We start from the raw sequence: 12,533 nt of genomic DNA, 5'->3' as shown, positions 1-12,533 counted from the left end.
CGGTTCCGGACGGGCGGATATTAAACGACCGTGAACGCCAGACAACGGTTGGAGGTAAGTCAGTTTATAAATGAGGTAAAAAGGCTGGATGCGGCAGATAAAGAAGGGAATCGATCAGAGAAATAAAGCAACAGGCTTAATAAAAAGAAAAGGCGTGCTGGTTAACAGCACGCCAACGCATCGTTTCGGATGCTCAGAGCCCACCATACAGACTTATTTTATTATTTGTTTCTTGCACGAATTTTAGAAAAGGCTTTCAGGCTAAAATGGTATTCCGGCTGGAACCATGAACGACCATAGTAGCAGTAAATCAGCATGCGAATAGATGCCATCGCCAGATAACCCCAGATCGCACACAATACTGAAGGTGTCAGCCAGACGGTAAATAAAGTGACGGCAAGACCGGCTAATACTGATGAGGTTTCAGCAAAAGCGATACGGGTATATTGTTTTTCGCGCTGTAATATCGCACGGTAATGCTGACCCTGCGGGATGATAATAAACACCACTGAGACCATCTGCAGCATTAACGCCAGTTCAGGTTGACCAAACAGACTGTTCAGTAGATGACTGCCCGTAAATAACAGTCCAAACACCGTGACACCCATCAACATATTACCCCAGTAGATCGTGGAGAGGTCGTTGATAGAGAGCATACAGCGGCGGATAAGCTTATTTGAGAAGCCGCGATCGGCCAGCGTATCGATAGCCAGTAAAGCTATCACGGCGATCGCCAGCAGGTTCAGTTCATTCGCCTGCAGAATCTGCGCCAGCAACGAAAGCTGCAGTACGCCGATGCCAATAATTTTGATTGAAGAGAGCAGAGACCACTTTGCGCTATTAAGACTGCTTTCACGTATTGCCATAATATACTCGTTAGAGTTCATTGACTCTGTGAGAATTAAATCGTTGTGTAACAGCAATGAGAGGTTGCTGTGACACCGTTGGTTAGTGCAATGTTTCCGGCCGGAGTCCTGAAATACCTTTCCAGGCTTGCCATGTTATTATGGATTCAATCAAATAGTGCCCGGATAAAAAATAGATATCCCTGGTAAATTCTCTGTTTCGTGTCATGGCGTAACCCCCTGCAGCGAATAAGAATTCCGCCAGATCACGAATAAATCCTGTTGTAGTTTTATATTCTCCTGCCAGCATCCTTGCGGCAATCTCAACGAATTCTTTTTCTGATAACAAAGGATACGCAGAGCGGTCCATGACTTTTTTCCTGCTTTATCATTATGGGTATTGCTGTGTGTGGAATGATTTATACATTGTTTTATTTAATTTAACACCATAAGAAAAGTCTGATTACGCTACCGCAGAAATAAATGGTTTCACTTCATGCATGATAAATATTAAATCTCCAGTACGAGAGTAATAAACGATTGTTGATGATTAATGTATGTGTTTTAGCGAAATTGTTTACATAGCAGATGAAGATGCCTGAAATCAGTGGGGACAGCCTGCCTGTCAGGCACTTTTGCCAGGAATTTTCCTGGCAACAATGCTTAAGCAGGGTTGGTGATAAACGTGTAGAAGGGGCATGTAATCAGATAAACGCTTTATGCTTTATCATCGGAAGTTTTTCTGTTTTTTTTCATAAACAGCCAGTGATAAGTACAGAGAAAAAATCGAGCTAAGTCATTGATTTACTGTGTCAGAAGCTGGTTGAGCTTCTCAAGATCGTTGCTAACCCATTCAATATCCTGCTTAAATTTCTCATCTGAAGTAAATGGCTGGCGGTAAACCGTCACCATCACCTCGGCACCCTGCTCGTTGGCTATCACGCGCATCGGCACATAGATTTCCTTTCCTGAGCCACTGTCAATCCAGTGATCCATTACGCCAAACGGATTATGTGGCGAGAACCGGAGCTTTACATTTCCCTGAGGGCCTTTAGCACGCCAGCGATTGCCATCGGGTTCTAATGCACTATTCGTCAGCCCGGACGCCCACTTTGGAAAAAATTCCGGCTTCCAGATGGTTTCATAAAGATCTAACCAGTGACGCGGAATCGTCAGGCTCAGCGTGCGCGAGGAGAGCATATAACCTCCGGAGGATAAGCTAAAAAAGCATTAAAGCATGGGGTCAGGCTCGTTAATACGTTGTAACAGCAGAAGTGTGGTGTTGAGAGGGTTTCGTACAAACGGCAGACAACGGGTGAGGCTGGCTGCCGCTGACTCAGATGAAATTGCCGCGTGCAGAAACTGCGTGCTCTTCGCTATGCCCACTGGCGCGACGCAGAACAAAGCCATCCGACTGAGCCATCACTGCGCAACTGTGATTCGGGAAGATACGAAGCAGCGTGCCGACTTCAGGACGGCGATCCTGATAAAGCAGAAAACCATGCTCCTCAGATAACTTTGTCACCTCATACGTGTGGCCAGCTTCGTCGGCTGCAACACCAAAGCCGCTCGCATTGGTGCCGTGTGGCCCTTTATCCGAACTCAGCATTTTCGATCCGGCATCCACAATTGCGAAATGATCGTTTACCGCTACCACACGGGTAATGACGCTCATTGCCAGCTGGTCGACGTGACTTAGCCCGAGGCGACAGGCGGTAAGGTCCAGCAGTGCATAGTTGCCAGGCCGGATTTCACTGATGCCGGGCGCAACCTCGGCTGCCAGGGCCGTAGGCGTTGAACCCACAGAGAGCGGGCAGTCGGTAAATCCCGCAGCCTGCAGTTTTGCCTGAAGTTGCTGCATCAATACCGTTTCCTGCCTGGCAACATCAACAATAGCCGCGGCATTACCGGCACCATAAGCGTGACCGGCATGCGACACTAATCCGGCAAAGCGTAAGCCTCTGTCCCGCAGCGCCTGAGCAATCAGCACGGCTTCATCACTATCAGGATTAACACCAATCCGGTGTAATCCAACATCCACCTTAATCGCCACCGCCAGCTCGCAGTCTGGCTGTTGCTGCCACGCATCCGCAATTGCTGCCACACCCTGCAGCCTGTCCGCGATCAGGGTAAGTTTTGCCTGATGAAGCACAGCAAGACACAGCAGCTCAGCCACGCTTTGCGGTTGCACAACCGGGTAGGCTAACAGCAGATCGCGAACGCCCCCCTGAATAAAGCTGATACCTTCGCTGGGTTTAGAGACCGTGACACCCTGAGCACCATATTCAAGCTGACGCTGAGCAATCCAGACACTTTTATGTGTTTTGATATGCGGACGCAACGCGACGCCTGCCGCACTGGCTTTGCGCTGCATATGCTGCAGATTCTGCTCCAGGCGCTCTGCATCCACTTCAATATAGGGCGTAAGGCGGTCATCAATCAGCGGCCTCTGCCACTGCAGTGTATCGTTGATATCCATAAGATTATCCGGCTTTAACAAGGTAAGAGAATTCATCATTCCTTAATTAACTTTCTGATACCAGCCTGGTGGCCGTGGAAGAGGCGCTGAACAGCAAAAATTAAAGCGGGTGTTAACCTGGGATAGAGCACGCAGCACATGGATGAATCGGAGAGGATACTAAGCAGGCGGGATTAGCAGAATAAAAAAAGCAGGCGCGGTGCCTGCTTTATCTGTTTACTCAGACGTAGAGTGATTGTTCACCCGGCGGACGGGTTTTGAATCGGCGATGCAGCCAGAGGTATTGTTCCGGTGCGCGCAGAATCTGATTCTCGATCACTTTATTCATATAAGCTGCAGCTGCAGCCTCGTCCGTATGCGGATAATTTTCCAGCAACGGCTCAATGATCAGATGATAGCCATCATTATCTGCATTACGGATGAGCATAATCGGCACCATCGCTGGCTTCGCCAGACGCGACAGCACAAAAGTGCCGTTGGTGGTGGCCGCTTTTTCTACCGCAAACAGTGGCGCAAAGGTGCTGCCTTTCGGGCCGTAATCCTGGTCCGGCGCAAACCAGACCGATTCACCCTGTTTCAGGGCATTAACCATGCCGCGCAGATCGCGGCGGTCGATCATCGCTTTGTTCGAGCGCATCCGGCCTTTGGTCTGCACATATTCCATTGCCTGATTGTTGTGCGGGCGATACATCGCCATCATCGGCTGACAGAGACCGCTGATGCGGCCGCCCAGCTCCAGTGACATGAAATGCACGCCAATCAGCATCACACCGCGCTTTTCATTCTGCGCAGCGTGGAGATTATCCATACCTGACACTTTAAACAGACGTTTTACCGCACGGTCAGACCAGAACCAGGCAATACCGGTTTCAGCCAGCGCCATGCCTAACGACGCAAAATTACCGGCGATCATATGTTCTGTTTTTTCTTCACTGATGCCAGGAAAGCAGAGCTCAATGTTACGACGGGTGATTCGCTCACGGCGCTGCAGGAAATGACGGGAAATTTTGCCGGCACCGGCACCGAGACGCATAAGAACAGGATAGGGAAGCTGGACCAGAAGCCAGAGTACACCAAGACCAAACCAGGTAAACCAATAACGCGGATGCAGCAGCGAACTGCTAAATTTTCCGGTGTTTTTCATTAACAACCTTCATGAGATAGATGGATGTATCGCATAAAGAGCACTTCCATAAGTCTCCAGGCGGTACAGCTGTACTGATTTCGACCAACACTTTATCAAAAAGTGCCTTCAAAGAAAGGGAAACTGCGGAATCTACAGGATTGACCTGTTTCATGGAGCCAGAGTTTCGGGTGCGAAAAAAGGGTTAACAACAGAAAAAAGATTTTAAATTCAAAAAATTAAAAAAGACAGACCTGAAATGCGAAGTGTGACTGACAGGCGTTCCGGAAGAGTCCGGAAATGTTTATTTATCAATCTTTACGTAGTGTTGAAGCCAGCCACGGTAATAAAAGGTCGGAGGTGTTGATGAATCTCAAACTATAGTGCCTGAAAAATGAACAAAGCGCCATCAATGGCGCTTCATTAATGACCTGCCGGAAATGTATTACTCGATATTCTGAATCTGCTCGCGCATCTGTTCAATCAGCACTTTCAGTTCAATCGCTGACGCGGTGATATCGGCATTGATCGACTTCGATGCCAGCGTATTCGATTCACGATTGAACTCCTGCATCATGAAATCGAGCCGACGGCCAACCGCTTCTTTCTTTTTCAGGATGTTGTAGGTCTCTTTAACGTGCGCATCCAGGCGATCCAGCTCTTCAGAGACGTCAACACGCTGCGCCATCATTACCAGTTCCTGCTCAAGGCGATTGTTTTCCAGCTGGACTTCAGCATCTTCCAGTTTGGCGACCAGACGCTCACGCTGCCATTTGATGACTTCAGGCATCTGCGCACGCACTTTGCTGACTTCCTGCGAAACCCCTTCCAGACGCTGCTCAATCATCGCTTTCAGCGCGGTGCCTTCGCTTTCCCGTGCCGCAATGAAATCATCCAGCGCACTATCCAGCGCCTTCAACAACTGCGTGTTAATGGCATCCAGATCCTGCTCCTGTGCAGACATCACACCGGGCCAGCGCAGGATATCCAGCGGATTAATCGCGCCTTCATCGCTCTGCATTTTCACCCAGTTGGCCGCCTGTACCAGCTGTTTCGCCAGCGTTTCGTTGAGCATCAGCTCGCCCTGCGCGCTGGGGTCGGCATCAAAACGCAGGTTGCACTCAATTTTACCGCGCGTCAGACGCTGGCGAATGCGTTCGCGGATAACCGGCTCCAGCCCGCGAAACTGTTCCGGCAGACGGATGTAGGTTTCCAGATAACGCTGGTTAACAGAACGCAGCTCCCAGGCGGCGCTGCCCCATTCGCCTTTGGCTTCGCTGCGGGCATAAGCGGTCATACTGCGGATCATAAGCGGTACTCATTTGCGGAAAGATGGGTGAAGTATAGCGAGGCGAGCCACGGCATAACAGGCATAAGCGTCTCACCGGAAAATAACGAACCATTTCCGCTTTCCGCGAGAGCCACTTATGATGACCACTGACCCTTTGTGAGGATGATCGATCTATGTCACGCGTTATTGCCCTTCCTGTTGTGATGGCTCTGCTGCTGGCGGGTTGCCAGACGCGCCACGCGCCGCCCACGAAACCGCAACCCATCTGTGCGGGTGGCGACATGATGATGCAGACCACACTGTGGTTTGGACTGAGCAAACCAGATGGCGGCAGGGTGAGTTCACTCGACTGGATGAACTTTGTGGACAATGAGGTCACGCCACGCTTCAAAGCGGGACTGTCGGTTTATGACGCTAAAGGGCAATGGCTGGGCGAGAACGGCAAACTGGCACGTGAGAACAGTAAAGCGCTGATGCTGATCCACGGTATCGATCCTGCCACCAATCAGGACATTGAGGCGTTACGTACCCTCTATAAAAAACGCTTTGGTCAGGAATCGGTGATGCGGGTGGATGCACCCGTCTGTGTCGGATTCTAGGATGAACGCGGGCGGCAGCGAGGCCGCCCGCGGAGTACTCAGATAAACAGACCGGCAAAAGCCGCAGAGAGCAGGCTCACCAGTGTGGAGCCATAGACCAGCTTCCAGCCAAACCGGGAAACCACATTTCCCTGTTTCTCGTTCAGGCCTTTAATTGCGCCCGCCACAATGCCGATAGAGGCAAAGTTAGCAAAGGAAACCAGGAACACCGACAGAATACCCAGCCCACGCGCACTCATGCCCGCCGCGACTTTCTGTAGCTCAATCATCGCCACAAACTCATTCGCGACCAGCTTGGTCGCCATGATGCTGGCCGCCTGTAGCGCATCGGCTTTGGGAATGCCGATCAGCCAGGCCAGAGGATAGAACAGGTAGCCGAGCAGCTGCTGGAAGCTGTAACCGAACACCGCCGCAAACAGCGCGTTGATGGCAGCAATCAGGGCAATAAAGCCAATCAGCATGGCCAGAATGATCATTGCCACTTTGAAACCAGCCAGGATGTACTCACCCAGCATCTCAAAGAAACTCTGCTCTTCATGTAGTTTTTCCAGCGCGATAGGCTGCTCATTCTGGCTCTCCATCGGGTTGATGATCGACAGAATGATGAAGGTACTGAACATGTTAAGCAGCAGTGCGGCAACTACATACTTCGGTTCAATCATCGACATATAAGCACCGACAATCGACAGCGAAACGGTAGACATCGCGGTCGCTGCCATGGTGTAGAGCCGGCGCGGCGGGATATCACCCAGAATTCCTTTATAGGCGATGAAGTTTTCCGACTGACCGAGAATCAGCGTGCTGACGGCGTTAAACGACTCCAGCTTGCCCATGCCGTTAATCTTCGACAGCAGCGTCCCGAAAATCCGGATCAGCAGCGGCAGGATGCGCCAGTGCTGCAGTATGCCGATCAGTGCTGAAATAAAGACAATCGGGCAGAGCACACCAAGGAAGATAAATGCCAGCCCCTGTTTACTCATTCCGCCAAACACGAATTCTGTACCCTGGGCGGCAAAGCCCAGCAGCGTCTCAAAGAATCCCGCGAACGAGCCAACCAGCGCCAGCCCTCCGGCAGAGTGAAGGAAGAACCAGCCCAGCGCGGCTTCCACCACAATCAGTTGAACAATAAAGCGCAGACGAATCTGTTTACGGTCATGACTGACCAGCAGCGCAAGGGCAAAAATCACCACCAGCGCCAGCAGGAAATGAAGAATGGCGGCCATATGTCTTTTTATCAGAGAGAAAGGAAAGCGCATTTAGCCACAGCTGGCCGGGAATTTCATCTGGTGCCTGCGTCAGACCGGCGCAAGAGACAGCGGGCAAGGAAGTCCGTATAATGCGCAGCCAATCATTAGCAAGCCGGAGAATACCCATGCGTCCAGCAGGCCGTAGCGCACAACAGGTGCGTCCAGTCACATTGACCCGCAATTACACCAAACACGCAGAGGGTTCCGTTCTGGTGGAATTCGGCGAAACGAAAGTGCTTTGCACTGCCTCCGTAGACGAAGGGGTTCCGCGTTTCCTTAAAGGCCAGGGCCAGGGCTGGGTCACGGCTGAATATGGCATGTTGCCGCGTTCAACCCACAGTCGTATGGCGCGTGAAGCCGCAAAAGGCAAGCAGGGTGGCCGTACGCTGGAGATTCAGCGTCTGATCGCCCGTTCACTGCGCGCCGCGATTGATCTTAAAGCGCTGGGTGAATTTACCATTACGCTCGACTGTGACGTCATTCAGGCCGATGGCGGCACCCGCACCGCGTCAATCACCGGCGCCTGCGTGGCACTGGCCGATGCGCTGAACAAGCTGGTGGCCAGCGGCAAGCTAAAAGCCAATCCAATGAAGGGCATGGTCGCGGCGATTTCAGTTGGTATCGTTAAAGGCGAAGCGCTTTGCGATCTGGAGTACGTTGAGGACTCCGCGGCAGAGACCGACATGAACGTCGTGATGATGGAAGATGGTCGCATGATCGAGGTGCAGGGCACCGCCGAGGGCGAACCGTTCAGCCATGAAGAGCTGCTGACGCTACTGGCGCTGGCACGTGGCGGCATTGAGGAATTGATTCAGGCGCAGAAAGCAGCGCTGGAAAATTGATGTAACAGGCGACCTCCGGGTCGCCTTTTCTTTATTTGAGGAGTGAGAAATGAAAGCCTGGCAGCGTCAGTTTATTGAATTCGCCCTGAACAAGCAGGTGCTGAAGTTCGGTGAGTTCACTTTGAAGTCAGGGCGTAAAAGCCCCTATTTCTTTAATGCTGGTCTGTTTAACAGCGGACGGGATTTAGCGCTGCTGGGACGCTTCTACGCGCAGGCGCTGGTGGATGGCGCTGTCGATTTCGATCTGCTGTTCGGCCCGGCCTATAAAGGCATTCCGATTGCGACCACCACGGCGGTGGCGCTGGCGGATCATCATGACCGCGATGTGCCTTACTGCTTTAATCGCAAAGAAGCCAAAGATCACGGCGAAGGCGGCCTGCTGGTGGGCAGCCCGCTGCAGGGCAAAGTGATGCTGGTGGACGATGTGATCACGGCAGGCACGGCGATTCGTGAGTCGATGGATATTATCGGTGCGCACAACGCTACCCTGGCAGGCGTGCTGGTGTCGCTTGATCGTCAGGAGCGTGGACGTGGAGAGATGTCGGCGATTCAGGAAGTGGAACGTGATTACGGCTGCAAAGTGACCGCCATTATCACACTGGCCGACCTGATTAGCTGGCTGGAAGAGAAGCCGGAGATGGCCGATCATCTGGCTCAGGTTCGTGCCTATCAGAAAGCATACGGGATTTAACAGAGGCGGGCATGATGCCCGCCTTCTTTTACGCTTTACACCAGTTGGGTGGCCATTAGCGGCCAGCGAGCCTCAAAGTCTGCGGTGGGACTGAAACGAAACTCAGAACGGACATACCTTGACAGTAAACCCTCACAGAAAGCCAGCAGCTGGCTTGCCAGTAACGCCTCATCAGCCTGAAAAGCTTCGCCCTCACGCATTTTCCGTTCACGCATCACCTGTCGCAGTTGCACTTCAATCCGCTCAAAAAGCTGATTAATACGTCCCTGCAGCCGGTCCTGCTCGAACATCAGCGCATGGCCGGTCAGGATGCGCGTCAGTCCCGGATTACGCTCACCAAATCCCAGAATCAGTTGCACGATCAGACGCAGGCGCGTCATGGTCTCTTTTTCATCTTTGAGGATCAGATTGATGCGGGTAATCAGACTGTCTTCGATAAACTCAATCAGGCTATCGAACATGCGCGTCTTACTGGGGAAGTGACGATACAGCGCCGCTTCGGAAACGCCTACCGTGGCTGCCAGCTTGGCGGTGGTAATGCGCTGACTGCCATCACCTGACTCCAGCATCTGTGCCAGCGCCTGCAAAATCTCTTCGCGACGGTTCCGCTTCGCGACTTTTTTTTCTGCCATGACCTTAAAAACCCCTGAAATTCACCTAAAAACAGGCAACACCTACGCATCTGCCACAGGAACGCGTCCCATGGCGATGAGGAAAAATAACGGGCGTAAGTGAAAGTCGGTAATGCGGGTTACTGGCGACCTGAGTGGCCGAAGCCGCCTTCGCCGCGCAGGCTGGCGTCGAAATCGTCGACCAGGTTAAATTCCGCCTGTACCACCGGTACAAACACCAGTTGTGCCATGCGATCGCCAGGTTGCAGAGAGAAACTTTCCTGGCCACGATTCCAGACCGACACCATCAGCTGTCCCTGATAGTCGGAGTCAATCAACCCGACCAGGTTGCCCAGCACGATGCCGTGTTTATGGCCAAGGCCGGAGCGCGGCAGGATCACAGCGGCCAGATCGGGGTCGGCGATATGAATCGCCAGGCCGGTCGGGACCAGCGTTGTTGTGCCTGGTGCGATGTCGAGCACCTCATCAATACAGGCGCGTAAATCTAACCCAGCGGAACCTGACGTGGCGTAGGTCGGCAGTGGAAATTCTTTGCCGACACGCGCATCCAGAATTTTAACGTCTATTTTTTTCATCATAACGGCTGACAATCTCGTCTATTAATTGTTGGCCAAGGAGAGACTTATCGCTGAGCGGTAAGCGTTTTTCTCCATCCTGCCAAAAAAGGTGAAGAGCATTGGTGTCGCTATTAAATCCCTGTCCGGCTTTAGCGACATCGTTAGCGCAGATCAGGTCCAGATTCTTGCGCACCCGTTTTTGCCGGGCGTATTCTTCCACATTCTGTGTTTCAGCAGCAAATCCAACCACAAATGGCCGGTTTTCCTGAAGTGCGGCGACCCCGGCAACAATATCGGGATTCTTTACCAGGTTCAGCGTGACGTTATCATCGCCGCCCTGTTTCTTGATTTTATCGGCCGCAATATCGGCTGCCCGGTAGTCTGCCACGGCTGCGCTTGCAATGAAAATATGTTGTTTATCTATCTCGCTCATGACGGCGGCCTGCATCTCCAGCGCGCTGGTAACATCAATGCGCCGCACACCCGCTGGTGCCGCCAGGCTGACCGGACCACTGATCAGCGTTATCTGTGCGCCGCGCCTGGCAGCGGCGGCGGCAATCGCAAAGCCCATTTTGCCGGAGCTGTGATTCGAGATGTAGCGCACCGGGTCCAGGGCCTCACGGGTTGGACCGGCGGTTATCATAATGTTGAGATGTTGCAGATCGTTGACGGGCGCCGCCCACTGCACCGCATGGTCAACAATCACCAGCGGGTCGAGCATCCGGCCCGGCCCGACATCACCGCAGGCCTGGCTGCCACTGTCCGGCCCCCAGATCTGCACGCCACGCTCATGCAGTATCTGCAGGTTGTGCTGGGTCACCGCTGCACGATACATCTGCTGATTCATGGCGGGCACTACCGCTACGGGTGAGGCCGTCGCTAAGACAGCGGTGGTCACCAGATCGTTTGCCATACCGGCAGTGATACGGGCAATCAGGTCGGCAGTGGCGGGTGCCAGCACAATCAGGTCGGCCCATTTTGCCAGTTCAATATGACCCATCGCCGCTTCCGCTGCCGGATCAAGCAGATCGTCAAACACCGCATAGCCTGAAACGGCCTGCAGGCTGAGCGGAGTAATAAAGGCCTTTGCCCCCTCCGTCATCATTACGCGGACATCAGCGCCGCGGTCGCGCAGGCGACGCACCAGCTCAGGTGCTTTATAAGCGGCGATACCACCGCTCACGCCAAGAAGAATTTTTTTGCCGGCTAATCCCATCATGATGTTGGCCTCACTAAGCTCTCTGCCGCCCGCGGCGGCGAATGCACGGACTTTATCACAAAAGCGTGGACGCGCCTTTTCACCAGCTGCGTTTGCGAGCCGCCTCGAAGATTGATGCGCCACTGATAGCAGTACGCTTCAGGATGGGCCACTCTAGGCGCATCTCAGGGAGAGCAAAGATGAAAATCAAGGGACCACGGGAAAAACTGCAAAAACTGGGCGCGCATTCGCTCAGCGATACCGAACTGCTGGCCATCTTTCTCCGCACCGGCTCACCGGGGCAGAACGTCCTTGAGCTAGCCGGGCAGATGCTGGAGGGATTTGGCTCGCTTTATCAGCTCATGACGTCAGACAAAGCGGCAATTTGCAAAATTAAAGGTGTCGGTGATGCCAAGCTGGCGCAACTGCACGCGATTGCCGAACTGGCGAAGCGCTTTTTCGCCAGTAAGCTGGCGCGCGAAAGCGTGATGGAAAATCCACAGATTACACGCCAGTATCTGCAAAGTCTGTTAGCCCACCAGGAGCGGGAGATCTTTATGACCCTGTTTCTGGATAATCAGCATCGGGTGCTGCGGGCACAGAATATGTTCTCTGGCTCCATTAATAGTGTGGAAGTTCACCCCCGCGAGATCGTCCGGGAAGCGCTGAAGCTCAACGCAGCCGCCCTGATACTGGCGCATAATCATCCGTCGGGGATGGCGGAACCGAGCCGTGCTGACCGTGAAGTGACCCATAAAGTCAGCGAAGCCTGTCAGCTATTCGACATCCGTCTGCTCGATCATCTGGTGATTGGCCATGGCGAATATGTCTCCTTTGCTGAGCGGGGATGGCTCTGATTCAGGGAAAATTCGCGCCAGGTGGCGGCTTTTTGCCCGATCATTCGGGATCTTTATCTGTTCGGGACTTGAGCACTTGGGCTGAGCGGCGTATACTACGCCACCTTTGAGAATCTCGGGTTTGGCGGTTAGGCCAGCTTAGCGGGTTCCATGGAACTCGCCTGGCGGGCTG

14 protein-coding genes are annotated in these 12,533 nt (G+C 52.9%); 4 read left to right on the top strand and 10 right to left on the bottom strand.

The window, feature by feature from the left end:
• Positions 1-221: 221 nt before the first annotated feature.
• From AC6I8C_RS18495 to AC6I8C_RS18470, 6 genes are all read right to left on the bottom strand, one after another.
• On the bottom strand, positions 222-866 hold the full coding sequence (locus AC6I8C_RS18495; protein WP_497823261.1) for an oligosaccharide flippase family protein: 645 nt from the start codon (positions 864-866) through the stop codon (positions 222-224).
• 82 nt (positions 867-948) lie between these two features.
• Complete coding sequence (locus tag AC6I8C_RS18490; protein ID WP_497823260.1) at positions 949-1,215, bottom strand: hypothetical protein; 267 nt, start codon at positions 1,213-1,215, stop codon at positions 949-951.
• A gap of 434 nt (positions 1,216-1,649) precedes the next feature.
• Positions 1,650-2,045: a polyketide cyclase gene (locus tag AC6I8C_RS18485; protein WP_497823259.1), complete on the bottom strand. Its 396-nt coding sequence runs from the start codon at positions 2,043-2,045 to the stop codon at positions 1,650-1,652.
• Between the two features lie 136 nt (positions 2,046-2,181).
• Positions 2,182-3,324, bottom strand: coding sequence for an alanine racemase (locus AC6I8C_RS18480; protein WP_497823258.1), 1,143 nt, complete (start codon positions 3,322-3,324; stop codon positions 2,182-2,184).
• A gap of 220 nt (positions 3,325-3,544) precedes the next feature.
• Positions 3,545-4,468 carry a kdo(2)-lipid IV(A) palmitoleoyltransferase gene (lpxP, locus tag AC6I8C_RS18475; protein ID WP_497823257.1) on the bottom strand — a complete coding sequence of 308 codons (924 nt, stop codon included), beginning with the start codon at positions 4,466-4,468 and terminating at the stop codon, positions 3,545-3,547.
• Between the two features lie 424 nt (positions 4,469-4,892).
• Positions 4,893-5,756, bottom strand: coding sequence for a YicC/YloC family endoribonuclease (locus tag AC6I8C_RS18470; RefSeq protein WP_033784313.1), 864 nt, complete (start codon positions 5,754-5,756; stop codon positions 4,893-4,895).
• Positions 5,757-5,911: 155 nt separating this feature from the next.
• On the opposite strand from AC6I8C_RS18470, the gene AC6I8C_RS18465 reads away from it, so the two are divergent.
• A complete protein-coding gene (locus AC6I8C_RS18465) occupies positions 5,912-6,337 on the top strand; it encodes a DUF3574 domain-containing protein (RefSeq protein WP_013359514.1) in 426 nt (141 codons plus the stop codon).
• A gap of 38 nt (positions 6,338-6,375) precedes the next feature.
• On the opposite strand, the gene AC6I8C_RS18460 is transcribed toward AC6I8C_RS18465, so the two are convergent.
• Complete coding sequence (locus AC6I8C_RS18460) at positions 6,376-7,560, bottom strand: NupC/NupG family nucleoside CNT transporter (RefSeq protein ID WP_013359513.1); 1,185 nt, start codon at positions 7,558-7,560, stop codon at positions 6,376-6,378.
• Between the two features lie 149 nt (positions 7,561-7,709).
• On the opposite strand from AC6I8C_RS18460, the gene rph reads away from it, so the two are divergent.
• Positions 7,710-8,426, top strand: coding sequence for a ribonuclease PH (rph, locus tag AC6I8C_RS18455; RefSeq protein WP_098052000.1), 717 nt, complete (start codon positions 7,710-7,712; stop codon positions 8,424-8,426).
• Positions 8,427-8,475: 49 nt separating this feature from the next.
• Entirely contained in the window at positions 8,476-9,117 is a 642-nt protein-coding gene (gene pyrE, locus AC6I8C_RS18450) for an orotate phosphoribosyltransferase (RefSeq protein ID WP_003851333.1), read from the top strand.
• A gap of 35 nt (positions 9,118-9,152) precedes the next feature.
• Here the strand turns inward: pyrE and slmA are convergent, their stop codons facing one another.
• The 3 genes from slmA to coaBC all read right to left on the bottom strand — a co-directional run bounded on the left by slmA (position 9,153) and on the right by coaBC (position 11,525).
• Positions 9,153-9,749, bottom strand: coding sequence for a nucleoid occlusion factor SlmA (gene slmA / locus AC6I8C_RS18445; protein WP_497823256.1), 597 nt, complete (start codon positions 9,747-9,749; stop codon positions 9,153-9,155).
• Positions 9,750-9,868: 119 nt separating this feature from the next.
• Positions 9,869-10,327 (bottom strand): dUTP diphosphatase, encoded by a 459-nt coding sequence (dut, locus tag AC6I8C_RS18440; protein WP_013359511.1) that lies wholly within the window; start codon positions 10,325-10,327, stop codon positions 9,869-9,871.
• Positions 10,305-11,525: a bifunctional phosphopantothenoylcysteine decarboxylase/phosphopantothenate--cysteine ligase CoaBC gene (gene coaBC, locus AC6I8C_RS18435; RefSeq protein WP_497823255.1), complete on the bottom strand. Its 1,221-nt coding sequence runs from the start codon at positions 11,523-11,525 to the stop codon at positions 10,305-10,307. The genes dut and coaBC overlap by 23 nt, the downstream gene beginning before the upstream one ends.
• Before the next feature lie 179 nt (positions 11,526-11,704).
• Between coaBC and radC the strand changes: the two genes are divergently transcribed.
• A complete protein-coding gene (radC, locus tag AC6I8C_RS18430) occupies positions 11,705-12,361 on the top strand; it encodes a RadC family protein (RefSeq protein WP_497823254.1) in 657 nt (218 codons plus the stop codon).
• Positions 12,362-12,533 lie beyond the last annotated feature (172 nt).

It is taken from the genome of Pantoea sp. X-Soil-YNGN-844 (assembly GCF_059730595.1).
The sequence above is the reverse complement of the archived record's forward strand: the minus strand, read 5'-3'. Positions and strand labels throughout refer to the sequence as shown.

Excerpts from the sequence above, each read along its gene's own strand:
- AC6I8C_RS18495 (WP_497823261.1), bottom strand. The coding sequence starts at position 866 with ATGGCAATACGTGAAAGCAGTCTTAATAGCGCAAAGTGGTCTCTGCTC.
- AC6I8C_RS18490 (WP_497823260.1), bottom strand. The coding sequence starts at position 1,215 with ATGGACCGCTCTGCGTATCCTTTGTTATCAGAAAAAGAATTCGTTGAG.
- AC6I8C_RS18485 (WP_497823259.1), bottom strand. The coding sequence starts at position 2,045 with ATGCTCTCCTCGCGCACGCTGAGCCTGACGATTCCGCGTCACTGGTTA.
- AC6I8C_RS18480 (WP_497823258.1), bottom strand. The coding sequence starts at position 3,324 with ATGGATATCAACGATACACTGCAGTGGCAGAGGCCGCTGATTGATGAC.
- lpxP (WP_497823257.1), bottom strand. The coding sequence starts at position 4,468 with ATGAAAAACACCGGAAAATTTAGCAGTTCGCTGCTGCATCCGCGTTAT.
- AC6I8C_RS18470 (WP_033784313.1), bottom strand. The coding sequence starts at position 5,756 with ATGATCCGCAGTATGACCGCTTATGCCCGCAGCGAAGCCAAAGGCGAA.
- AC6I8C_RS18465 (WP_013359514.1), top strand. The coding sequence starts at position 5,912 with ATGTCACGCGTTATTGCCCTTCCTGTTGTGATGGCTCTGCTGCTGGCG.
- AC6I8C_RS18460 (WP_013359513.1), bottom strand. The coding sequence starts at position 7,560 with ATGGCCGCCATTCTTCATTTCCTGCTGGCGCTGGTGGTGATTTTTGCC.
- rph (WP_098052000.1), top strand. The coding sequence starts at position 7,710 with ATGCGTCCAGCAGGCCGTAGCGCACAACAGGTGCGTCCAGTCACATTG.
- pyrE (WP_003851333.1), top strand. The coding sequence starts at position 8,476 with ATGAAAGCCTGGCAGCGTCAGTTTATTGAATTCGCCCTGAACAAGCAG.
- slmA (WP_497823256.1), bottom strand. The coding sequence starts at position 9,749 with ATGGCAGAAAAAAAAGTCGCGAAGCGGAACCGTCGCGAAGAGATTTTG.
- dut (WP_013359511.1), bottom strand. The coding sequence starts at position 10,327 with ATGATGAAAAAAATAGACGTTAAAATTCTGGATGCGCGTGTCGGCAAA.
- coaBC (WP_497823255.1), bottom strand. The coding sequence starts at position 11,525 with ATGATGGGATTAGCCGGCAAAAAAATTCTTCTTGGCGTGAGCGGTGGT.
- radC (WP_497823254.1), top strand. The coding sequence starts at position 11,705 with ATGAAAATCAAGGGACCACGGGAAAAACTGCAAAAACTGGGCGCGCAT.